Consider the following 24,085-nt stretch of genomic DNA (forward strand, 5'->3'; position numbering starts at 1 on the left):
TAAACGCTTAAACAGGGGTCAAATTCGCATAAGCCATCACCAACCACTTGACCCCCGCCTGTTTAAAGGAAACCTGAATACGTGCATGATCGCCACTGCCTTCAGTCGCCATCACCACACCCGGTCCAAACTTTTGATGGAATACCGCTTGGCCTAAACGCAAGCCCGTATCATTCTGTTGCGCCTTCGCTGCCGTCGAGGCATCTGCCGCCCAGCTTCGCGTGGACTGCACGGCTGATTTCATTCGCACCCATTGCACGGCGTCATCGGGTAACTCCCTTAAAAAGCGCGAAGGTTGGCTATAAATTTCATTGCCATGCAAACGTCGGCGCTGGGCCGCACACATAAATAACCGGCGCTCAGCACGCGTAATCCCCACATAGGCTAAGCGGCGCTCTTCTTCAAGTCGCGCCGGATCATCTTGAGAAGACTGGGATGGAAACAAGCCTTCCTCCATCCCCACCATAAAGACCAACGGAAACTCCAATCCTTTGGCCGCATGGAGCGTCATCAACTGAATCGCCGATTCCCCTGCACTGGCTTGATTATCACCCGCTTCTAGCGTAGCCTGAGCTAAGAAATTAAGCAAACTATTATCAGATTCGCCATCAGCTTGTAAGTCTTGGCGTTTTTCAAAACTCGCCGCTGCGTTGACTAATTCATCCAAGTTTTCTAATCGTGACTGACCTTGCTCGGAACGATCTTTTTCAAAATGCGCCTGCAAACCAGAATCCTGCATCACCTGCAAAACAAAATCCGCCAGCGCCAAACTCGGTTGCAAACTCGCCAATTCGGTAATTAAATTTAAAAAGCCTCGTAAAGCGCCTTTGGCTCGTGCCGTTAAGCCGCCATGATCCAACAACCATTCACTAGCCGCCCACATTGAGCAGGCCTGGTCTCGCGCAATATCACGCACCTGCTGCATGGTCTTATCCCCTAATCCACGAGTCGGTAAATTATAGACACGCTCAAACGCCGCATCGTCAGCCGAATTCATCACCAATCGCAAATAGGCCAACACATCTTTAATCTCAGCACGATCATAAAAACGCAACCCGCCATAAATGCGATAAGGCATCTCGGCCTGTAATAAACCCTGCTCAAACACTCGTGACTGCGCATTAGAGCGATATAAAATGGCAACTTCTTCGCGCGCGCCACCTTCTCGCAACCAGGCCTGGATTTGCTCAAGCACATATTGGCACTCATCCAAGTCATTAAAGGCTTCATAAATCAAAATCGGCTCACCGGGCTCGCCATCACTCCAAAGGTTTTTACCCAGCCGTTCGGTATTATGGGCAATAAGCTGATTGGCAGCCTGCAAAATACGATTGGTCGAGCGATAGTTCTGCTCCAATCTAACCAACGTCACATCGGCAAATTGCTGTTCAAACAACCGTATATTTTCGACCTTGGCCCCCCGCCAACCATAAATGGATTGATCATCGTCTCCAACCACAAATAATCGCCCTCGCCCGCCAGCCAACACGCGCAACCAAGCATATTGCAAACTATTTGTATCCTGAAATTCATCCACCAGAATATGTTGATAGCGCTGTTGATAAAACGCGAGCACCTCAGGGGCACGTAACCACAACTCATGCGCGCGAAGTAACAGCTCGGCGAAATCAACTAGGCCTGCTTGCTGACACTGTTGCTCATAGGCTTGATAAACGGCAACCAAGGTTTTTAAATACGGATTGTGTCCAACATCAACGTGCTTGGATCGACGACCTTCTTCTTTTTCACCATTAATAAAGCCCACCACCTGCTTAACCGGCCATTGCGTTTCATCAAGATTCATTGCTTTTAAAAGCCGTTTGACCAGGCGCTTTTGATCATCACTGTCTAAAATCTGAAAGGCTTGCGGCAGGCCTGCTGCTTGGTAATGTTGACGCAATAATTGATAAGCGATGCCGTGAAAGGTCCCCATCGTGACACTTTTAGCAGCGGGCCCCATCAACGCTTCCATCCGTCCACGCATCTCACGCGCCGCTTTATTTGTAAAAGTGACCGCCAACACATTATAGGGACTCACGCCCATCACTTCGACCAACCAAGCGATCCGATGTACCAATACGCGCGTTTTACCCGAACCTGCGCCGGCTAAAACTAAACCATGACCCGACTCTAGGGTAACCGCCTGACGCTGTGCATCATTCAAGCCATCTAAAATGTAACTGACATCCATAACACGTCTCTACTCAACCGACTAAAATGGCTACTATGCTAGGCGAAATTGAACTAAAAGTGAAAAAAACTCCGCAATTTACATTTTTTCGTAAAATTGCTTGCATGACTTAAATCAATGGTGTAATAATAACTAGTATTAGTTTCAAACTAACCAGATCCCCTGTTCAAAATTCCATATTGGTGGAATGGTTTTTAACCACGAGCAATCTGCGATATTCCGTACGAACGCCTCTTTTCCCTAAAACGAAATTATTTAGGGTTGTCGTACCCTAATAAAATAATAATAAGGAGTTACCTTATGAGTGACAAAATTTTTGTAACCTCAGATGCCAATTTTGAAGCGGAAGTACTAAGTTCAAGTTTACCTGTGCTTGTAGATTTTTGGGCAGAATGGTGCGGCCCTTGCAAGATGATCACCCCTATCCTTGAAGAAATTGCAGCAGACTACGCTGGTAAAGTTAAAGTTGTTAAACTGAATATTGATGAAAACCCATCTACCCCACCACAATATGGCGTGCGTGGCATTCCAACCTTAATGTTATTTAAGAATGGTGAAGTGGATGCGACGCAAGTAGGCGCACTATCTAAGTCACAACTATGCACCTTCTTAGACAATAACCTATAAGTTAGACAGTATTGGGCCCAAAAGGCCCTTCCTCCTTTCTCAATTCCTAAACAGAAACAACCGCCTTATTACTCACTTCAATTCAACACTTACATGTGATATCAACTGATTATGAATCTAACAGATCTAAAAAAGCTATCCGCCGCATCGTTACTTGATATGGCAAACGAGATGGGGCTGGATAACCTTGCTCGTCAACGCAAACAAGACATCATTTTTGCCATTTTGAAAGGTCATGCCCAAAAGGGTGAAGACATTTTTGGTGAAGGCGTGCTAGAAATTTTACCCGACGGATTTGGCTTCTTGCGCTCGGGTGACGGTTCCTACCTCGCCGGTCCAGATGACCTTTATGTGTCGCCTTCTCAAATTCGCCGCTTTGGCTTGCGAACCGGTGATACCGTACAGGGTAAAATTCGTCCGCCAAAAGATAGCGAACGCTATTTTGCACTTTTAAAAGTGGACAAGATCAATTTTGAAGACCCTGAAGTTGCCCGCAAAAAAATCGCTTTCGAAAACTTAACCCCGCTCCACGCTGAAAACCGTCTCAACATGGAAATTGGCAATGGCAGCACCGAAGATATTACACCGCGTATCATCGATTTAGCATCACCGATTGGTAAAGGACAGCGTGGTTTGATTGTTGCCCCTCCCAAGTCAGGTAAAACTGTCATTCTGCAAAGCATGGCTCAATCGATTGCCGAAAACTACCCAGAATGCTACTTAATCGTTTTACTTATTGATGAACGTCCTGAAGAAGTAACCGAAATGCAACGCACCGTTAAAGGTGAAGTGATTGCCTCCACCTTTGACGAGCCGGCAACCCGTCATGTTCAAGTTGCTGAAATGGTTATCGAAAAAGCCAAACGCCTGGTTGAACACAAAACGGACGTGGTCATTCTGCTCGACTCCATTACCCGTCTGGCTCGTGCTTACAACACCGTCGTGCCTGCGTCAGGAAAAATCCTCACCGGGGGTGTCGATGCCAATGCGCTACACCGTCCTAAGCGTTTTTTTGGTGCCGCACGTAATATTGAAGAAGGCGGGTCTTTGACCATTATTGCCACCGCTTTAGTCGATACTGGCTCTAAAATGGACGAAGTTATCTTTGAAGAGTTCAAAGGTACCGGTAACATGGAGCTACACCTTTCGCGCACTATCGCCGAAAAACGCACCTTCCCTGCGATCAACTTGACTAAATCAGGTACTCGCAAAGAAGAATTGCTTACCACCCCCGAAGAGCTGCAAAACATTTGGATTTTGCGTCGCTTCTTACACACCATGAATGAAGTTGAAGCCATTGAAACTTTGATTGATCAAATGAAGGTCAGTAAAACCAATGCGCAACTATTTACATCCATGAAACGCTAAAAAGCATTCGAAGGCTTGAAATAACAAAACTTTCTGTTAAAATCACGCCTTCGAAATTTTTATCCACATTTTAATTTGGACCGTCACTATGAAAGCAGACATTCATCCAGAATACAACGAAGTGGTCTTCCAAGACATTTCAACCGGTGAAACGTTTAAAACACGTTCAACCATCAAAACTTCTGGTGATACCATCACCCTAGACGGTAAAGATTACCCTTTAGTGCGTGTAGAAGTTTCAAGTGCTTCGCACCCTTTCTACACTGGCAAACAAACCTTGGTTGATACCGAAGGTCGCGTTGAGAAGTTCCGTCAAAAATACGGTTCACTTCGCCGCTAAGCGAATCTTTATCTCAAAAAACCGGCCGTGCTGTGCATCAGCCTGCCGGTTTTTTTATTTTTATACTGTGTTTTCTTTTAGACGTGCTATCTTGTTTTAATTAACTAGATACCCCTAAAATGACACTATGAAAATCGTTACTGCAATCATTTTTGCCTATTGTATCGCCTTGAGCAGCCTGGCTCGTGCTGAACTATGCCAGCTCAACCCAAATGATGAAATCACTTGGACTCAAGCACAAATCGCCCTATCTGGCGACATGCTATTGGTCAACAATCGCCAAATAAGTTTGATTGGCATTCAAGCACCCGCCATGGGCAACCCCAACCATCGTACCGACCCACCACAACCCCTCTCTCAGCAAGCACAACGTACCCTGAATCACTTTCTTGCCCTTCATAACCTAGAAGTCGGTATTGTTTTTGATCAACAAGTACAAGATGCCTTTGGACGTATGCAAGCCCATGTATTTTTACCCAATGGACAGCTGCTAGCAGGCATTATGGCAGCTGAAGGCATGGCGTTAGCCGTGGCACAACCTCCAAACCTTCGTTACCAGGCCTGCTTATTTAACCAAGAACGCCAAGCGCGCACTGCTGAAAGAGGGCTTTGGGCATTACATCAAAATTCACCCGAATTAAAGTTTCCGCTTGCCCAAAGCAACCAACTAAGCGATATGGATAATGGCTTTCGAATAATACGTGGCGAAGTGGTCAGTGTAACCCGGCGATGGCGTCGCCCATGGCAGATCAACTTGGACACAACAGGTATTCGAATTCCGCGCGACGCCTGGTCAAATTTTAATTGGGACGACATCAAAGCACTTGAGGGACAAATGATTGAGGTACGAGGTAACGGTTTTGCTTTTCAGGGCGGCTTGTTTATGACGGTAGAGCACCCCAATATGATTAATCGGCTCAACACCCATGAAACAGTCTTACCGTGACACCAGCGGCAATTAAGGCTAAAATGTCGCTTTTGAATTTTTATAAAGGCCTCCCCCATGTCCGGATTGCAAAATGATCGTTTTCTTCGCGCGCTACTCCGTCAACCGGTAGATCAGACCCCGGTATGGATGATGCGCCAAGCAGGTCGCTACCTACCAGAATATCGTGCTACTCGCGCAGAAGCTGGATCGTTTATGGATCTATGCCGCAACGCAGAACTAGCTTGCGAAGTGACCCTGCAACCTTTAGAGCGCTTCCCTCTCGATGCGGCTATTCTTTTTTCCGACATTCTTACGATCCCCGATGCAATGGGGCTAGAACTTCGGTTTGCACAAGGTGAAGGCCCGATTTTTGACAAGCCCGTGCGTAGCATGGCCGATGCGAAGAAATTATTTGTGCCAGATATGGGCTCAGATTTAGGTTATGTGATGAATGCCGTCAGCACCATTCGCAAAGCGCTTAATGGCCGTGTGCCGTTAATTGGTTTTTCTGGCAGCCCTTGGACACTGGCTACCTATATGGTTGAAGGCGGCTCTAGCAAAACCTTCTCTAAAGTCAAAGCCATGATGTACGATCAACCAGCGACCCTACACCATATTTTGGACGTATTGGCTGACTCGGTGATTGCTTACTTAAATGCCCAAATTGAGGCTGGTGCGCAAGCCGTGCAAGTATTTGACACTTGGGGCGGTGTGTTAACACCACGCGATTACAAAGAATTCTCGCTCAACTATATGGCTAAAATTGTTGCTGGCTTAAAGCGTGAACATAATGGCGAAAAAATTCCAGTGATTCTATTTACCAAAGGTGGCGGTCAATGGCTTGAAGCCTTAGCCGATACTGGTGCGGATGCATTAGGCTTAGATTGGACGACCGATATTCACGATGCGCGTCGCCGTGTGGGAGATCGCATTGCCCTGCAAGGTAATATGGATCCAAGCATGCTCTATGCTTCACCTGCGCGCATTCGCGAAGAAGTCGCCAGCATCTTGTCACAGTATGGTCATGGCTCGGGTCACGTGTTTAACTTGGGTCACGGCATTCATCCCGAAGTGGATCCAGAACATGCCCGTGCCTTCATTGAAGCCGTGGTGTCATTAAGCCCAGCCTATCATCAGGCTTAACTTAATTAATACCTAGGCTATTAGCAGGCCTGCAGCTCGCAGGCCTGGCTGATTAAATCAGTTTAAACGGGATTAAACTCTTTTGGCAATTCTACTTCTTGATCACTAAACAAAAACTTTTGCATTTCTTCTTGTAAAAAACTACGTGCTTTAGGATCCAAGCTCGACAAGCGATATTCGTTAATCAAAATTGTTTGCTGACCCAACCACTGTTTCCACGCCTCTTTTGATACATTGTCAAACACCTTTTGACCTAGCTCACCTGGAAATGGCGCAAAATCCAATCCATCCATTTCTTGCTTTAACTTAACACACTGCACTCTTCTAGCCATCGTTTATCCCCTTAATTAAATTAACTGTTCAGCTTTACCCACTTGTAGTTGTTCGATGATCTGCCTAATGGGTGCTGGCAGGCCCAAAGTTAGCGCCTCGGCCACATCAAACCACCGCCCCGATGTGACCAGCACGTCGGCATAAGGCGGCGGCGCCTCATTTATCTGTACCGGCGCTATACTTGCTTGATCGTTCAACGTCACTTCTAACGGATAAATCATTAAATGATAATGACTAAAGCTATGTTTAAGACTAGGCCATTCTATCAAAGACTGAACCGACGACTCAAACTTCTCCAACATCTCAAACTCTAATCCACCAACCTGCGCAAGCGGTGTCTCTGGCAGGCTGAATAAACCGCCCCAAATACCGGAGGCTGGACGCGGTTGTAACCAGACTTGACCCAGACTATTGCGTAAAATCCAGCAGCAGGCCTGCTTGGTCGGCAAGGCTTTTTTCGGTTTAGATGTTGGGAAGCGGTTAACCTCACCTAATTGCCAGGCCTGGCAATCTTGCTGAATAGGGCACTGATCACATCGCGGTTTGGAACGGGTACAAAGTGTGGCGCCTAAATCCATTTGCGCTTGCGTATAGTCGGCTAGTCGCGAACTAGGCACGGCCGCTAACAAGGCTTCGGCCTGCTGCCAAAGCTGTTGCTCAATTTTCTTTTCTCCCGGCCAGCCCTCTATCGCATAGTAACGACTTAACACCCTTTTAACATTACCATCTAATATGGCATAGGGCTGGGCAAAGGCTTGCGCCAAAATTGCCCCGGCCGTCGAACGCCCAATGCCTGGCAAAGCCAGAATCGCATCATAATCTTGTGGAAACTCGCCATGATGCTGCGCCACAATCAACTGTGCCGCTTGATGCAAATTGCGCCCACGTGCGTAATACCCCAGTCCAGACCAATGCGCCAATACCTCATCCTGAGTAGCGGATGCTAGCGTGGTTATATCTGGGAAACGCTGCATAAAGCGCTGATAATACGGAATGACCGTTTGCACCTGGGTTTGTTGCAGCATAATTTCCGACACCCATACATGATACGCCGTGCGCGGCTGATGCCACGGCAAATCATGACGACCATGTTCATCAAACCAAGCTAAGAGTCTTTCGGAAAACGGTCGATTTTGTGTTTGTTTTTGCTGCGTCAAGCGGGGCGATCCTTCGTGGTGAGTCAATCCTGAATCGGCTATACTATCAAACTTTTAAAAGAACAGTAGAGTATCGCGGGATGACCGAGCAGACCACCGAAAATTCACCTTCATTCAGCCGTCGTATTAAAAGCTTTGTGTTGCGCCAAGGTCGCATGTCCAAAGCTCAACAAGGCGCGTTAGAACGCATTTGGCCTCACTATGGCTTAGAGCCGGACGGTGACCTGCTTGATTTAACCCAGCTGTTTGGCCGCGATGCGCCCACCTATGTTGAAATCGGTTTTGGTATGGGCACCAGTTTGGCGCAAATGGCGGCGGATAATCCGGATCGTAACTATATCGGTATCGAAGTGCATCGCCCCGGTGTTGGCGCCTTGTGCAAACTGATTGAAGAACAGGGTTTAACCAATATTCGGATTTTTAACCACGACGCGATTGAAGTGTTAGACAAGCGCATTCCGCTAGACAGTCTGGCGGGCGTGTACTTGTTTTTCCCCGATCCTTGGCATAAAGCGCGCCATAAAAAACGCCGCATCCTACAAGCGGAATTTGCCGCCAAACTGGCACAACACCTCAAAAGCGGCGGCGAGTTTCACATGGCAACCGACTGGGAGGATTACGCCCTGCACATGATGGAAGTCATGTCCGCCGCCCCCGACTACACCAACGCCGCCGGAGAAGGTCAGTATATGCCCCGCCCCGACTACCGCCCGCTCACCAAATTCGAACAACGCGGCCATCGTTTAGGACATGGCGTTTGGGATTTGATCTTTATTAAACAAAAAAGATAACACTACTAGGTCAGAAAGTTCGTGCTAGTATTTGTTTAAACAAACCAAATTTGGAGCCAATAATGAAAGGCATGGTATTTACCGAATTTTTAGACATGGTGGAAGAAAAATTCTCAGCGGATATGGTTGATGACATCATAGACGACACCAACCCACCCTCAGGTGCCGCTTATACCGCTGTTGGCACTTATGATCATCAAGAATTAGTTAACATGGTCATAGCCTTATCTAAACGCACAGACATACCAGCAGATGACCTAGTCAAAGTGTTTGGCGAACACGTGTTTAGTAAGTTCGCTAGTAGTCATAAACAATTCTTAGTCGGTATTGATGACTCACTAACCTTTTTAGCTGGCATCGAAGATATCATTCATGCCGAGGTTATTAAGCTTTACCCTGACGCGCAATTACCCAAATTTAAATGTACCTTTACTACCCCAAACTGTCTAACCATGGATTACCAATCTCCGAGACACTTTGCTGATCTTGCAGAAGGGCTAATCAAAGGCTGTGGGAGCTTTTTTGGCGATACGCTTGTAGTCAATCGCGAAGACATCAACGAAGGCCTAACTCGTTTTAGCGTGAGTCGAATTAATGTATAAGGCATCAAGCTTGGGTTCAGTATATGTCTAGCGAAAGTACCCCACTCATGACTACTGAACGTGAAAGCCGCCTTCTAAAACGACTAGAGCGTGAAAAAAAAGCGCGCAAAGAAGCTGAACAGCTTTTGGAAGAAAAAAGTCTTGCGCTATATCAATCCAACCTTAGCCTTAAACAGCAAGCAGACAATCTCGAAAAAGCTGTACTTGAAGCGACTCAAGACCTACGTTTGGCACTACAACAAGCCGAAGCAGCTGTGCAGGTAAAGAGTGAGTTTTTGGCCAATATGAGTCACGAAATACGCACACCTATGAACACTATCCTTGGCATGTCGCACCTTGCACTCAAGACCCCACTTAACAACAAACAACGTGACTATATTCAAAATATCCAACACTCCGCCGATGACTTACTTAAAATTATTGATGACATTCTTGACTTCTCAAGGCTGGATGCGGGTCAAGTTGAAGTCAATGAGGCACCATTTAACATCACACAGCTCATACAAGAGGTCACGTTACCTGTAAACAAATTAGCACTCGGCAAAGGCATTGAAATCTTTATAGACATAGCACCCGAACTGTCCCAACCTCATGATTTCTTGTTGGTTGGTGATTCCGCTAAAATTAGACGAGTTCTCAGTAATCTTCTTGACAATGCATTCAAATTTACTGAACAAGGACACATCAAATTCCAGGTTGGCTTTAATGCCAAAACCAGCATGTTAGTATTTGATGTTAAAGACAGCGGGATTGGAATCAGCGATGATCAAATACAAAAACTCTTTACTGAGTTTTCGCAAGCCGATGCTAGCACGACTCGCAAATATGGCGGTACCGGCATAGGCTTGGCTATATCACGACGTCTTGCCCGTTGTATGCAAGGCGATATTACGGTTACCAGTCAACTTGGTAACGGCAGTCACTTTCACTTTACCGCTAAAGTCGATTACAAAAAACAGGCAACGCCATTAAACAGCGAAGGTCAGCTAACAGCCGCATTCAATTCACAACCAACTCAAGCGATTGAACAAGTTGATGTGACTCAACCGACCCGTCAAATGGTGATGTTTGAAGAACAGACATGGCACCATATTCTCACCCATTTTAAGGCGTTATTAAACGACTTTAGTGCCTCTGCATTGGATGAATTTACACAACAAAAGCATTACTTTGAACACTACCTTTCTCCAGATCAAGTGCAACAAATCCAGACATCGCTTGAAAATTTTGACTATGACAAAGTCCTCAACCTACTGCCCCAAACCGCTAGCTAATTGTTATACTTAACCAACAGACTTGGTTGTTTCAAGCAAATCAATAATGTATATTAGTAATGTATGTAAACACATGAGTTTAAGCCATGCATCGAACCCAAATTTATTTTGAAGAGGCGTTTTTTGAAGCGCTGAAACAACAAGCCAAGCAAGCAAACACCTCTATATCAGGCTATATTCGTGACGTATTGGCGAAAGATTTAGCTAAAGCCAAAAACGCGAGCGAAGCACCTGATTTTTCAGAATTTGCGGGCATGTGGCAAGATCGCGACATTAGTCAAGACGCCTTGCGTGAACAGGCGTGGCGATGATTTGTCTTGATACCAATGTATTAATCGAGATTTTAAAAAATAATCGTGAAACACTTAATAAACTGCAACAACTGAACGTAGGTTTTGCAATCAGTAGCATCAGTGCGATGGAACTGCTTTACGGCGCACGCGATAAAAAAGAGTTAATAAAACTTCAGGCATTCCTAGAAAAATTTAAGCTCATCCATTTAGATCAAACCAGCAGCGAACGATCCCTTGAGCTAATTGCCGGTTTTGCTAAAAGCCATGCACTCGATATACCCGATGCGCTAATTGCCGCAACCTGTCTTGAGCACGCATTGCCATTGTTCACCTACAATTTAAAAGATTTTCGCTTTATACCAGGCCTGGTTATCATCTAAAATCACTCTTTCATTTATAGACTTCGTTATTAAGGTTTCCCCATGTCGCATACCGATTCTGCTCCGATTATTCTTGTTGATGGTTCGTCTTATTTATTCCGCGCGTTTCATGCGTTGCCGCCTTTGACCAATAAAGACGGTCACCCCACCGGCGCGATTTATGGCGTCACCAATATGATTGGCAAGCTATTAGAAACCTATCAACCGGAATTTATGGCGGTGGTGTTTGACGCCAAGGGCAAAACCTTCCGTAACGATTTGTATCCCGAATACAAAGCCCATCGCCCACCGATGCCGGATGAATTGCGGGTGCAAATCGAGCCGATTCATCAGATTGTCAAAGCCCTGGGTTTGCCGTTGCTGGTGATTGAAGGCGTAGAAGCCGATGACGTGATCGGCACGCTGGCGGTGCAGGCCACCCAAGCCCAGCGCGATGCGTTGATTTCAACCGGCGACAAAGACATGGCGCAATTGGTGAATGAACATATCACCCTGATTAACACCATGAACAATACCCTGATGACACCCGACAAGGTGGTGGAAAAGTTTGGCATTCGCCCCGATCAAATTATTGATTATCTGGCGCTAATGGGCGATAGCTCGGACAATATTCCGGGCATTCCCAAGTGCGGACCGAAAACCGCAGTGAAATGGCTCACCGCTTACGACACGATGGATAACTTGATTGCCCATGCCGATGACATCAAAGGCAAAATAGGCGAAACCCTGCGTGAACATATTCCGCATTTGCCCTTGTCGCGCACCTTAACCACCATTCGCACCGATTGTAAGTTGCCAATTAATCTGCCGGATTTAAAACGCGATGAAGCCGATATTGAAACGCTGAAAACCCTGTTTGCCGAATATGAGTTTAAAAACTGGCTGAAACAATTGGAAGACGGTCAATTGCCGTTTAGTAAACAGGTCAATCACCATGCCAAACCTGCGCCGAAAAGCGCGGCAACCATTGACAATACAGCATCGCCATACCCCGAGGGCACGACGGGCCTGGTAACAAGCACTAGGCCAACCCAAACCTTTGAATCAGCCGACTATCAAACGATTCTTGACGCGGCCAGCCTCGACAACTGGCTCAACAAGCTCCAACAAGCCGAACTGTTTGCGCTGGATACTGAAACCACCGCGCTTGAACCCATGCAAGCGCAATTGGTCGGGCTGAGTTTTGCGCTAGAACAAAACGGCAAAATCGAAGCCGCCTATTTGCCGCTGAAACATGATTATGACGGCGCACCGACTCAACTCGATTTTGAGGCCAGCCTCGCCAAACTTAAACCGCTGCTGGAGTCTGACACACCGCAGAAAATCGGCCAAAATCTCAAATACGATTGGCATATCCTCGCTAATCACGGCATTCAATTACGCGGTATCGCGTTTGATACCATGCTTGAATCCTATGTGCTTAATTCAGTGGCGACCCGCCACAATATGGACGACTTGGCGCAACACTATTTGCACAAAACCACGATTAAATTTGAAGACATTGCCGGCAAAGGCAAGGCGCAAAAAACCTTTAACCAGATTGAACTCGACCAGGCCGCGCCCTATGCTGCGGAAGATGCCGACATTACCCTGCAATTGCATCAAACCCTTTATCCGCAACTGACCGAAATACCAGGTCTGGTACCGGTTTTAAACGACATAGAAATGCCACTTTTGCCGGTATTGGCAAAAATGGAACGCCACGGCATGTTAATCGACAAAGACCTGCTGAAAATTCAAAGCGGCGAACTGGCGGAAAAAATCAATCTGTTAGAAGAAGAAGCCTACCGCCTTGCCGGACAAGAATTTAACCTCGGCTCACCCAAGCAACTGCAAGAAATTCTATTCGAGCAGTTGGGGCTACCAGTGATCAAAAAAACGCCAAAAGGCGTGCCTTCGACCGCCGAACCTGTGTTGGCGGAGCTGGCAGAACAAGGCCATGAACTGCCCAAAGTGATTACTCAACACCGCAGCCTAGCCAAACTCAAATCCACCTACACCGATGCGCTACCCAAGCAAATCCACCCCGACACCGGGCGAGTACACACCTCTTACCAACAAGCGGTGGCCTCGACCGGGCGCTTATCGTCCACCGAACCGAATTTGCAGAACATTCCGATTCGCACCGCCGAAGGACGTCGCATTCGCCAGGCGTTTATCGCCAGGTCGGGTTATCAACTGCTGGCCGCCGACTATTCACAAATCGAATTGCGCATTATGGCGCATCTGAGTGAAGACCCAGGCCTGGTGCAAGCCTTTGCCGAAGGGCGCGATATTCACCAAGCGACCGCTGCTGAAATTTTTGACATGCCGTTAGACGAGGTCACACCCGAACAACGTCGCAGTGCCAAAGCGGTGAATTTCGGGCTGATTTATGGCATGTCGGCATTTGGACTCGCTAATCAACTTGGCATAGACCGTGGGCTGGCGCAGGCCTATATCGACCGTTATTTTGATCGTTATCCCGGCGTGAAAACCTATATGAACACCACCAAGGCCGATGCCGAATATTATGGCTATGTCGAAACCCTGGCCGGACGGCGTTTTTATCTGCCGGACATTAAAACACGCGGACCGCGCAAACAACATGCCGAACGCACCGCGATCAACGCGCCGATGCAAGGCACGGCGGCGGATATTATTAAAAAAGCAATGATTCGCTTAGATCAATGGATTGAACACAGTGATTTAGATATTCGGATGCTGATGCAGGTACACGATGAATTGGTGTTTGAAGTCAAAACCGAGCAACTTGAACAGGCCAAACCGGAGATCAAACGCATTATGGAAAGTGCAATGTCACTCAGCGTGCCGCTCATTGTCGAAATCGGCCAGGGTGATAACTGGGATCAAGCGCACTAGATATCCTTGCTAACCATAACGAGTTTATTACGTCCGAGGTTTTTGGCTTGATATAACGCATCATCCAAGTCTCGGTACACATCTTTAAAGGCGCTAATACTCTCTGAAGCCCAAAAACCTGCACCAATAGACAAGGTTAAATATTTCAATTCAACTGCGTCATTGGCGATCTGCTGGGCAAACACGGCTTCTCGAAACCGCTCAAGTTGCAGACTAAACTCCTCTCGAGTTAAATTAGACGTCATAATCAAAAACTCTTCACCGCCAAATCGAAATACATAATCATTTGCACGACTGAAGTGCTCTTGCGCGATACTTGCAACTTGTTGTAATACCTGATCACCCTGCTCATGACCATAGGTATCGTTAATCAATTTAAAATAATCTAAATCAAATAATGCAAAACACAGCGAGTGATTGAGCCGTTTGAGGCGACTCACTTCACTGTCAAAAAGCTGTAATAAATAACGCCGGTTATACAAACCAGTTAATTCATCTTCTGTAGACTGGGCTTCTAAACGCTTTTTATCAGTAATATTAACGCGCGTTGCTAAAACTTTTTCCACTTTTCCAAACAGATTTCGCTGCGGACTCAGGGTTAAATCAACCCAATAGGACTCGCCCTGCTTAGATTTACCCTCTATTTCACCCGTCCAACTATCCCCTTGCATAACCTTGTTTACAATCATAGCAAGTTCATCATCAGACATCTCATCACGCATTAGATCAAGGATGGATAGCTCGGCAAGCTCTGCTGAGCAGTATCCGGTTAATTGTATGTAACTATTACTCGCCCAAAGCGTTTTATAAGTTTTAGGATCAATATAGCTAGCATAGGTTAATTCATTAACTTGCGATACATAGGTTTTTAACTGCTGTTTTTGCATTCGATAAAACACAATCCAAGCTATTAACAACAGTAGAACAAGCAAAGCATAAATGGCAATCTGTTGTAGTTGCCGACTATCTAAACGAGTTACAACACCGAGATTAACCCATTGTGAATAAATCTGATTGGTTTCTGCAAGCGTAATGTCATCCAGTGCTTTTTGCATAATACTCAGCAGAATAGGATTATCTTTTGGGATCCCCATTGCCAAACTAAATCGCTGATCTGATTGACCAACAATTTGTATATCCGTTATGCCATGCTCTCGGCTAATATAGTTAATAACCGCAAGGCTATCTGAAAATACCAAGGCTTTGCCCGTAATCACGGCTTGCAAGCCTTCCAGCACACTATCAACAAGATATAAATTCACATTAGGATGGTTATTTCTTAGGTATTCATGTGGCCAATAGTCTTGTACCACCGCAACCGTCTGCCCCTCAAGTTCTTGATAGTTGTTAATAAGCAAGGTATCAGGGTTTCCGGCTAAAACCATCGGAAAAGATAAAAAACTATCGGTAAAGTTTAGATAGCTTTGACGCTCAGGCGTGGGAGTGGCCGCCGAAAGTATATCAACTTGCCCTTCTTGTATGCCTTGAATCACTTCGGACCATTTCTTGTATTTTACCGGCTCAAACCTCACACCTAAACGCTGCTCAAATAGCTTAAAGTATTCCGCAACCATCCCCGAATATTGGCCTTTATGGTTAATATACTCAAAAGGTGGCCAATTAATATCATTCCCAATTCGAATCACTGGATTTTGTACCAAAAACGCACGTTCTTGTTCGGTTAGCGACCCTAATCCCGTTCGTTTAAACACAAACTCTTTTGGCTTGAACTGATCAAATAGTTCATGGGAGATTAAGCCAATATCCCGAGACTGTGCCGCAGTAGCCAAGACACGACTATGATCAATAGCACCAATAGGTGTACGACCTGCGCGCACATATTTTGTAGTCGCTTGCGCCTCAAACATGAGCGCTTGCTCGCTTTTAACGACAGGATAATTGCGCATGATATAGTTCACAATTTCAGCTTGATTGTCTATAGCATAACGCCAGCCCGCAATGGTCGCTTGCCGAAACGCTTCAACCAAATCAGGTTTTTTTGCAGCGAAGCTTTGCGAGACAATTACTATGTCTTCCATAGTGTTGACGCCAAAATCGGCCGGCTTCAACAGGTAGTATGCAATGTTTTTTTCCTGAAGCTGATAGGGCTCATTGGTCTCGTAAGCACCATACAACGCAATGCGCCCTGTTAAAAAATCATCAAGATTGCCAGAAGGCGGCACTGTTACCACGGCCTCTGAAAGATAGGTTTCCGCCCGGTTAATTAAGGTCAGTATTTGTAGATTGTTGTAATGAGAAAGCGTTTTACCACTTAACTGACTAAGATCAGTAATCGGCTCTTTTGATAAAAGTACCATTGGGGAAAACTGAAAAGAGGCCATCACAGCTGAGATTGGCGCCCCATTGATATAGTCTGCAACAGCACTGGAATAAGCCGTACCAAATGTTGCTCGACCAGACACAACTTCATCAACAACATTCAGTTCAGGGTGCCAGCCTTTTATGGTTACGTCCAACCCAACGTCACGATAATAACCTTGCGCAATAGCAGCATAAAAACCTGCAAACTGATATTGATGATGCCAATTCACTTGCACTGTTACTGGGGTAACAGCCTGCTTTTGCTCTGCCCAAGACAATCTAGCACCTAACAACAGGCTAGCTAATGCAATGAAAACTAAGAGCTTAATAGGCATAAAATCATACTACAAAAAATATTGTGCTTAGATTAATTATGTACCTAAAGCTTGTTTTTCACAAGGCAATACAAATAAAAAGCCCGTACGCAAATTTAGTTAAAGTACGGGCTTTTAGACAAGAATCGCTAGTTTTAACTGGTTTAGCTACGCCAACAGACCATTAGAAAGCCCTGCGGAATAATGCCACTAAATCGTCACGTAAATAGACGCGTCCTAACTCTTCGAGCGCTGCATCCGTTCCAGAAACGGTCACTTTTTGCATAGCGGCTTGTGAATTTGGTATATCGAGAGTAATCGCTGCCACACTTGAACCAGCCAAATAGGTCGCTACTTTTGCATTGTTTTTGATAACTTCTTCAGGTTGTTTCTGTGCCCATGTTGTTGCATGGAATACAATCGTACCTTTGTAGTTTGCATCAGCTAGAGCAACCAAAGTACGCTCAAGCATCGCAACGTTATCATCACGCTGGAACTCACCACCAAATGCTAAATAAACGGCTTCTTGATCCATAATACGCGCCACAGCTGCTTTAATATCTTCATCTGTAGCAACAGACTCATAGACTAAACCCGCGTCACCTTTCTTCGTTAAGTAGCCACCACCAATACCACCAACTAATGTGCCACAAACACGTGAACGATTGCTGATGATACCTAAATTATTAACATTCATCGCACCCTGTAAGGCTTGACCAATGGTGGCACCAGCCATTACACGAATTGTTTGAGCCTCGCCTGCCGTTAAAGGTTGTTTAGCATCGGCATAAGCTGCCATTGAACCCATACCCATATAACCGACAATCATTGCACCTAAAATTGACTTGCGCATTAAACACTCCTTATATGATAAAAAATCATTGACATATTACTTCAAGCGCTAGTCATTAATTGTGTTGAAATCATGAAAGTTATATTTTTTCTTATAACCATATCAATAAAGTTTTTGCTTTGGCACATTCTTATAGCGTTTATAAGACCACTGATATTGCGCTGGACACAGACTCAATGCCTGCTCAACACCTTGATTAAGGGCGCTCGCTGCGACTAAATCATCACTATCACTCACTTGTTCACTTGCCGGGATAACATGAATACGATAGCCTTCAGCAGCAGGCAAACGCTCTGCAAAAGTATAAAAAACCGGGCACTGGGCTTTTTGAGCCAACTTAGCGACCAATAACATCGTATTCGCCGCTTGGTTAAAAAACGGCGCAATCACCCCACCGCTCGCACCCGGATCTTGATCAGGCAAAATACCAACAATCTGCTGTGCTTTTAACGCTCGGCGCAAGGCTTTAACCCCACTCATATCGGTCGGCACTAAATGGGCACCGCCACGTTCGCGCACGGCACGCATAAAGGTTTCAATTGAAGCCATACGCGGCGGACGATACAAGCTGGTAATGCCATAACTAACCGACCAATACCAGCCCATCAATTCCCATGCGCCTAAATGCGGCGATAACACTATCACGCCTCGTTGCTCTGCCAGGCCTGCTTCGAGTAAATCTAAACCGCGCACCTCTTTAACCAAAGGAAGCAGCTGCTCTTTTGGCCACAACCATAATGGCCCCAACTCCGTAACAGTTTTACCCAACTCGACTAAACTTTGTTTAGCTAATTGCTCGCGCCAGGCCTGTTCTTGGTCAGGATAGGCAATCGCTAAATTGATCAAGGTAATACGTTTAGCCTGATTAGGCACCCGCCATAATAGCCAGCCCAGCCCCTGTCCCAGACGACGATTAAAGCCTAATGGCAGTTTAGAAAAAAACCAAATTAAGCCTTTAAAGAGGGCACCCGCAATCGGGTGTTGATCACTCGACGCCAATGTTTTACTCATCTAGATCCTCCACCAGGCCTGCTAAACCGGCATGATTGTCATCGCTAATCAGCGGCTGCATGGCGGTCCATAAATTGGCATAAAGATGTTTATTGCGCTGCTCTTCGGCTAGCAACAATTGCTTGAAATGCTGCCTTGCTTGCGGCTTAGCAAAGCAAGCGGGGCAATTATCGGGTATCACAGGCAGGCCTGCTGACAAGGCAAAGTCACGGGTTTGATTTTCGCGCACCCGCACAAACGGGCGGATAATCCGAATATCTTGTTCATTGTTAAGATAGTGTGCCTTCATGGTGCGCAACTGACCGGCATTAAACGCCGACATGACAAAACTTTCCGCCAAATCATCAAGGTGCTGTGCCAAAGCCAACACGTTATAACCCTCGCGCCGACAAACGGTATAGAGCTTACCGCGCTTGTGACGGGAACAAAAACTGCAAAATGAATCGCCTTTCATATACTGATTAGCCAGCGCGACCAAATCTTCCGATTCATAAAAATAAGGCACCTCAAGCTCGGCTAAAAACGTTTTCAGCGGCGACGGGTCAAACCCCGGAATTTCAGGGTCAATCGTACAGGCGGCTAGCTCAAATTTAATGGGCGCATGACGTTGTAAATGTTTCAAAACAATTAACAGCGCAAGGGAGTCTTTGCCCCCTGATAGGCCTAACAGCACACGATCACCGTCGCGCAACATTTTGTATTGGGCGATAGCGCGACCAACCGGTTGAAGAATTTTTTTAGGGGGTTTGATTTTCATAGCACAGGATTAGCGTAAAAGAGGAACAGTATAAACAAGCTGCGTGCAAAAATCTTTTGCCGATACTCAATAATTTGCACCTTGGCCACTGCAAATCAGTTATTTTTGCGCTAGTATAGATTCTAACTACTCTCTTTAGGAGGCGGCTATGGACCGACTTCATTTATACAAGATAGCGCACCAGCCACTCACACATTTAAAAATAGTTGTCTTATGGCTGTTGATGCTGGTCTCCGCGCCTAGTACAGCCTTAACACTCAACCCCATTGTCGATGCCAACTGGTTAGCTGATAATATTCACCACCCTGAACTGCTTATTATTGATGTGCGCGATGCCAATCAATTCGAAGCAGAACATCTAGCCGGGTCAGTTAACCTGCCAGCAACAAAACTATTCGATGACAAACTCTACCTCCCCCCATTATCAGAACTTCAAGCCCTAATATCGAATATAGGCGTTGATGCGAGTAAAAAGGTGGTGGTAATTGGAGAAGGTGGATTCCAATGGGCCGCTAGACTAGTCTGGATTTTGCATACCCTTGGGCATGCTGAAGCCAGCTTGCTCAATGTAAGCTATGGACATTGGCCTGATGATCTCTTTGCCATTGTGAATGGACCAAGCACACCTACCACCAGACAATTTGTAACCAAAGTTGATACGCAACGCATCAAGACCTACTTGGATACACTCGTTGCCATTCAACATGCTCAATCAACCATCATTGATTCGCGGCCTCCCGCTCAATATATGGGGTTAGTAAGCTTAGCTGACCGCAAAGGTCATATTACTAAAGCATTAAACTTTCCTGCCATTGATAATACCCTCGAACCGACCCTCAGTAACCAATTGCTGTCCCTCGACCAACTCGCCTCACACTATGCTGATGTTCCCAAAATGCAAAATATCATTCTGTATTGTAATGATGGTGCTTCTGCCGCTTTAAATTACGTGGTGTTGAATGCGCTGGGCTACCAAGCTGCGGTTTATGAGGGTTCTTGGCTTGAATGGGGCAATAACCCAAGATTACCGATTAACGCACCAAGCCCATAAATTATGTTTCGAACTCGCAGCCTTCGCCAAAAACTGATCCTTATTATTATGGGCTGTGTTGCAAGCAGTTTTATACTTGGTTATTTAATATTTATTGCTTGGTTTCAGGTAAATCAACAACGTGATGCGCAACAACAAGCTGAAGCTATTGCTCAATTGCTCAGCCAAGAATTTGCCCAACTCATTTTGGTTGATCGACTTGAAGTGGCTGCTGACATTAACAACAAACTTTCCTCGTTTAAACAACTTGATCACAGCGTGCTGTTTAACAATGAAGGTCTAGCCATTAATCAATATCACGCGAATCAAGTTGCTCGTGAAACACTCATCGACCTAGCAGAGCTCACAAACTCACTCAATCAACGCGATGGCCTAAAGCGCTTTATTATGCCCATCAGCTATCAGGGCCTGGAGCTGGGTCAGGCCTTTATGGCTTTCCAATCACAGACCATCTGGTCACGTATTGCTCAAGACCTGCACTTCATCATTTTCACTATCTTTCTAGCGCTGAGTTTTTCTTTTTTCATGGCGCTTTGGTTAGAAAAGCGTTTCAGCGGACCAGTTATAAAGCTTGTGCGTTTTTTAGCCAAGATTATCAGCGGCAAACAACTTGATCAGCGCATCCACACCACTGAAATCAATGAGTTTAAAACTCTCTATGACGAAGTGAACACCATGCTTGCCAGAATTCAACAAGACCATACGGAACTCCAACTCGCTGCGGTGGCATTTGAAACACCCAATGCCATTATGATTACCGATACGCAACATAAAATTTTGCGCGTTAATCATGCTTTTTGTGAACTAACCGGGTACGGGGCTGAAGAAGTGATTGGTAAAGCACCCAATATTTTTCATAGTGACAAACATGACCCTGATTTTTATGACCAGGTTGAGCAACAACTTGCACAACAACATCATTGGCAAGGCGAAATGTGGAACCGCCGAAAAAACGGTGAGCTATTTTTAGAAGCTTTAACCATTCAACCTGCTTATGACGACCAAAATCAGCTTACTCATTTTGTGGCCGTTTTTAATGACATCACCCAACAACATGAGGCTAAAGAACAAATAAAAGCCCTAGTCAGTTTTGACCAGGTCACAGGCTTAGCCAATCGCAACCAGCTTGTTGAAAACTTGGACAAACTACTTGATGACCAGCAACATACGCTAGCGCTGTTATGCTTTGATATTGATGATTTTAAAAAAGTGAATGATGTATTTGGGCACGCAACGGGTGATCAGCTGTTGGTTGAGCTAGCCAATCGGCTTAGGGCTGCCTTTTATGATGCCACACTCCTCGCAAGAATGGGCGGAGATGAATTTGCTATAGTGTTGCAACTCCCCGCACTCCATGAACAGCAGCTCATTTTCCAACTGGAACAAGAGGCCGAGCAAATCTTAGCGTTTATTGCCAAGCCATTTCAGATTAGCGACCAAACCTTGCATCCCAAAGGTTCTGTCGGTATTAGCTATCACCTGACCAAACAATCCACCACTGCAGAACTGATGATTCAACAAGCCGATGCGGCTTTGCATCAAGCCAAAACAACCGAGGATCAATCCATCATCTTCTTTGATCCGCAAGCGGAACAGCAGGCGCTCGCCTCTATAGAGCTTTACAATCAAATTAAAATTGCGCTCAAATCAAAGTGCTTTGAATTACATTTACAACCCCAATATCATCAAAGCTTAGGGCTGGTTGGTGCAGAAGCCTTAATTCGCTGGCGCGACCCCTATAGAGGGTTGATCCCACCCTATGAATTTATTCCGATTGCAGAAAACTCAGACCTCATTTTACCGCTAGGTCATTGGGTAGTAAAAACCGCCTGCGAACAACTTGCGAAATGGCAAACCAACCCGTTAACAGCGCATTTGACACTTGCCGTAAACGTAAGCTCAAAACAGTTTTATGCCAAAAACTTTGTCACCGAAGTTGCAGAAACGATTAAGGCTTATGGGCTGGATGCACGCAAACTCAAGCTAGAATTAACCGAGACATTGGTTGCCCATGATTTGGATAAAATGATCGATATTATGACCCAGCTATCACGGTTAGGCGTCCGCTTATCCTTAGATGACTTTGGCACAGGTTATTCCTCTTTGCGTTATCTGCAAAAACTGCCTTTTAGTCAAATTAAGATTGACCAATCCTTTGTGGCTAATCTACTTGATCCTCATTGCGGTGACGAAGCGATTGTATCGACTATCATCTCGCTGGGTAAAGCCTATGACTTTGATATCATTGCAGAAGGTGTTGAAACCCAGGCTCAAAAAGAACGACTGGCTGAATTAGGCTGTGTGTGCTACCAAGGTTATTTTTTTGGTCGCCCGGTTCCTATTACAGAATTTGAACAACTACTGCTTAGTTAACCACACCCCTGATTCAATATGGTGACTGTAGGGAAACTGATCAAATAAGGCCGACGCTTGTAACTGATGGGTCTTCAATAGTTCGTTTAAATCACGTGCTAAGGTGTCTGGATTACAGGAGATATATAAAATATTGTCATAGCCGGCAACCATACTGCGTGTTAAATCGTCTAAGCCAGAACGCGGTGGATCGACGAAAATGGTGCTAAAGTGATAAAGGTTTAAATCGACTTCGGCCATGCGATTAAACGCTTGACCTGCCATAGCCTGAGAGACCTCTTCAGCCGCCATTTTAACCACCGTGACGTTTTCTATGCCATTTTGCGCTAGATTGAACTTGGCCGATTTAACGGAGGTTTTAGAAATTTCGGTAGCTAAGACGCGCGAATAAATATCGGCCAAGGCAATCGAAAAATGGCCATTACCACAGTAAAGCTCTAGTAAATCGCTCGGCTGATCGGCCACAATGTTGCGGCTTTGTTCACGCGCCCAAGCGATCATATTCTGTGCCATTTTAGCGTTTGGTTGCGTAAAGCTATTTTCAATTTGTTGGAACAACCAGGCCTGGTTATCCGCCGCTAAACGCTCCATCACAAAATCCTGATCCAACAGAATTTTTTGTTTGCGACTGCGCCCAATAATATGGTTAATCGGCAATTTTTCACGCAAACCTTGTGCGGCAACTAACCAGGCCTGCTCGTCAATTTTTTTACGATAAATAAGCGTGACCAGCATTTCACCGCTTAAGGTGGCTAAAAAATCGATTTCAAACAACCCGTTTTTCAAAACTTCATTTTGGCTAATCAGCGCTAATAGTGGCTGCATCAGCTGATCAATCGCTTCGCAAGCCATAGGACAAGCCTCAATTTCAACTGGCTGCTTCGGATTCGCCGGATCAAACATGGCATAGAACAAACGCTCGGGCGTATGCCAAATTCGAAATTCAGCACGTTGGCGATAGTGTGATGCGGGGGATGCAAAGACGCTTAATGAGCCCTCAAGCACAGGAATCAAACTCGCTAAACGCTGGCGTTTTTCGTCGAGCTGGGCTGGGTAATCGTGTGGAGAAACCTGACAAAGCACTGCTTGTCCTCAAATTAGCTAAAACCGCTATT

21 protein-coding genes are annotated in these 24,085 nt (G+C 45.7%); 13 read left to right on the forward strand and 8 right to left on the reverse strand.

Features of this window, described 5'->3' with window-relative positions:
• Window positions 1–7 precede the first annotated feature (7 nt).
• Entirely contained in the window at window positions 8–2,191 is a 2,184-nt protein-coding gene (gene uvrD / locus BM293_RS05910; RefSeq protein ID WP_093447534.1) for a DNA helicase II, read from the reverse strand.
• Window positions 2,192–2,491: 300 nt separating this feature from the next.
• On the opposite strand from uvrD, the gene trxA reads away from it, so the two are divergent.
• The 5 genes from trxA to hemE all read left to right on the forward strand — a co-directional run bounded on the left by trxA (window position 2,492) and on the right by hemE (window position 6,597).
• The gene (gene trxA / locus BM293_RS05915; protein ID WP_093447536.1) at window positions 2,492–2,818 is read left to right on the forward strand and encodes a thioredoxin TrxA; all 327 of its coding nucleotides are present in this window, start codon (window positions 2,492–2,494) and stop codon (window positions 2,816–2,818) included.
• Between the two features lie 111 nt (window positions 2,819–2,929).
• Window positions 2,930–4,186 (forward strand): transcription termination factor Rho, encoded by a 1,257-nt coding sequence (gene rho / locus BM293_RS05920; RefSeq protein ID WP_093447537.1) that lies wholly within the window; start codon window positions 2,930–2,932, stop codon window positions 4,184–4,186.
• A gap of 88 nt (window positions 4,187–4,274) precedes the next feature.
• Complete coding sequence (locus BM293_RS05925) at window positions 4,275–4,526, forward strand: type B 50S ribosomal protein L31 (protein WP_006460144.1); 252 nt, start codon at window positions 4,275–4,277, stop codon at window positions 4,524–4,526.
• 127 nt (window positions 4,527–4,653) lie between these two features.
• Complete coding sequence (locus BM293_RS05930; RefSeq protein ID WP_093447539.1) at window positions 4,654–5,472, forward strand: thermonuclease family protein; 819 nt, start codon at window positions 4,654–4,656, stop codon at window positions 5,470–5,472.
• A gap of 57 nt (window positions 5,473–5,529) precedes the next feature.
• The gene (gene hemE / locus BM293_RS05935) at window positions 5,530–6,597 is read left to right on the forward strand and encodes a uroporphyrinogen decarboxylase (protein ID WP_093447541.1); all 1,068 of its coding nucleotides are present in this window, start codon (window positions 5,530–5,532) and stop codon (window positions 6,595–6,597) included.
• 62 nt (window positions 6,598–6,659) lie between these two features.
• Here the strand turns inward: hemE and BM293_RS05940 are convergent, their stop codons facing one another.
• Together BM293_RS05940 and mutY are read right to left on the reverse strand one after the other, a co-directional pair.
• Entirely contained in the window at window positions 6,660–6,929 is a 270-nt protein-coding gene (locus BM293_RS05940) for an oxidative damage protection protein (protein ID WP_006460141.1), read from the reverse strand.
• Between the two features lie 15 nt (window positions 6,930–6,944).
• Window positions 6,945–8,087, reverse strand: a complete 1,143-nt coding sequence (mutY, locus tag BM293_RS05945) for an A/G-specific adenine glycosylase (protein WP_093447543.1) — start codon at window positions 8,085–8,087, stop codon at window positions 6,945–6,947.
• An 80-nt stretch (window positions 8,088–8,167) separates the two neighbouring features.
• On the opposite strand from mutY, the gene trmB reads away from it, so the two are divergent.
• The 6 genes from trmB to polA all read left to right on the forward strand — a co-directional run bounded on the left by trmB (window position 8,168) and on the right by polA (window position 14,289).
• The gene (trmB, locus tag BM293_RS05950; protein WP_093447545.1) at window positions 8,168–8,878 is read left to right on the forward strand and encodes a tRNA (guanosine(46)-N7)-methyltransferase TrmB; all 711 of its coding nucleotides are present in this window, start codon (window positions 8,168–8,170) and stop codon (window positions 8,876–8,878) included.
• 62 nt (window positions 8,879–8,940) lie between these two features.
• Window positions 8,941–9,480 carry a heme NO-binding domain-containing protein gene (locus tag BM293_RS05955; protein WP_093447547.1) on the forward strand — a complete coding sequence of 180 codons (540 nt, stop codon included), beginning with the start codon at window positions 8,941–8,943 and terminating at the stop codon, window positions 9,478–9,480.
• Window positions 9,481–9,527: 47 nt separating this feature from the next.
• Window positions 9,528–10,754, forward strand: a complete 1,227-nt coding sequence (locus BM293_RS05960; RefSeq protein ID WP_234968918.1) for a sensor histidine kinase — start codon at window positions 9,528–9,530, stop codon at window positions 10,752–10,754.
• Window positions 10,755–10,840: 86 nt separating this feature from the next.
• Complete coding sequence (locus tag BM293_RS05965; protein WP_093447551.1) at window positions 10,841–11,065, forward strand: hypothetical protein; 225 nt, start codon at window positions 10,841–10,843, stop codon at window positions 11,063–11,065.
• Entirely contained in the window at window positions 11,062–11,427 is a 366-nt protein-coding gene (locus tag BM293_RS05970; RefSeq protein ID WP_093447553.1) for a type II toxin-antitoxin system VapC family toxin, read from the forward strand. Before BM293_RS05965 ends, BM293_RS05970 begins: the two co-directional genes overlap by 4 nt.
• 42 nt (window positions 11,428–11,469) lie before the next feature.
• Window positions 11,470–14,289: a DNA polymerase I gene (gene polA, locus BM293_RS05975; RefSeq protein ID WP_093447555.1), complete on the forward strand. Its 2,820-nt coding sequence runs from the start codon at window positions 11,470–11,472 to the stop codon at window positions 14,287–14,289.
• On the opposite strand, the gene BM293_RS05980 is transcribed toward polA, so the two are convergent.
• The 4 genes from BM293_RS05980 to BM293_RS05995 form a co-directional block, all read right to left on the reverse strand.
• Window positions 14,286–16,889: a diguanylate cyclase gene (locus tag BM293_RS05980; RefSeq protein WP_234968919.1), complete on the reverse strand. Its 2,604-nt coding sequence runs from the start codon at window positions 16,887–16,889 to the stop codon at window positions 14,286–14,288. The two genes, polA and BM293_RS05980, sit on opposite strands and share 4 nt — an antisense overlap.
• 220 nt (window positions 16,890–17,109) lie before the next feature.
• Window positions 17,110–17,778 (reverse strand): hypothetical protein, encoded by a 669-nt coding sequence (locus BM293_RS05985; protein WP_093447559.1) that lies wholly within the window; start codon window positions 17,776–17,778, stop codon window positions 17,110–17,112.
• Between the two features lie 102 nt (window positions 17,779–17,880).
• On the reverse strand, window positions 17,881–18,789 hold the full coding sequence (locus BM293_RS05990; protein ID WP_093447561.1) for a lysophospholipid acyltransferase family protein: 909 nt from the start codon (window positions 18,787–18,789) through the stop codon (window positions 17,881–17,883).
• Window positions 18,782–19,546, reverse strand: coding sequence for a tRNA 2-thiocytidine biosynthesis TtcA family protein (locus BM293_RS05995; RefSeq protein ID WP_093447563.1), 765 nt, complete (start codon window positions 19,544–19,546; stop codon window positions 18,782–18,784). Before BM293_RS05995 ends, BM293_RS05990 begins: the two co-directional genes overlap by 8 nt.
• A gap of 148 nt (window positions 19,547–19,694) precedes the next feature.
• Here BM293_RS05995 and BM293_RS06000 point away from each other — a divergent pair, with 148 nt between their 5' ends.
• Window positions 19,695–20,597: a sulfurtransferase gene (locus BM293_RS06000; RefSeq protein ID WP_093447565.1), complete on the forward strand. Its 903-nt coding sequence runs from the start codon at window positions 19,695–19,697 to the stop codon at window positions 20,595–20,597.
• Between the two features lie 3 nt (window positions 20,598–20,600).
• Window positions 20,601–22,970: an EAL domain-containing protein gene (locus BM293_RS06005; RefSeq protein WP_093447566.1), complete on the forward strand. Its 2,370-nt coding sequence runs from the start codon at window positions 20,601–20,603 to the stop codon at window positions 22,968–22,970.
• On the opposite strand, the gene trmA is transcribed toward BM293_RS06005, so the two are convergent.
• On the reverse strand, window positions 22,956–24,053 hold the full coding sequence (gene trmA / locus BM293_RS06010) for a tRNA (uridine(54)-C5)-methyltransferase TrmA (RefSeq protein ID WP_093447568.1): 1,098 nt from the start codon (window positions 24,051–24,053) through the stop codon (window positions 22,956–22,958). The genes BM293_RS06005 and trmA overlap by 15 nt on opposite strands.
• Window positions 24,054–24,085 lie beyond the last annotated feature (32 nt).

The organism is Thiomicrospira sp. ALE5 (assembly GCF_900112445.1).
In the GTDB taxonomy this organism is placed as follows: Bacteria; Pseudomonadota; Gammaproteobacteria; order Thiomicrospirales; family Thiomicrospiraceae; genus Thiomicrospira.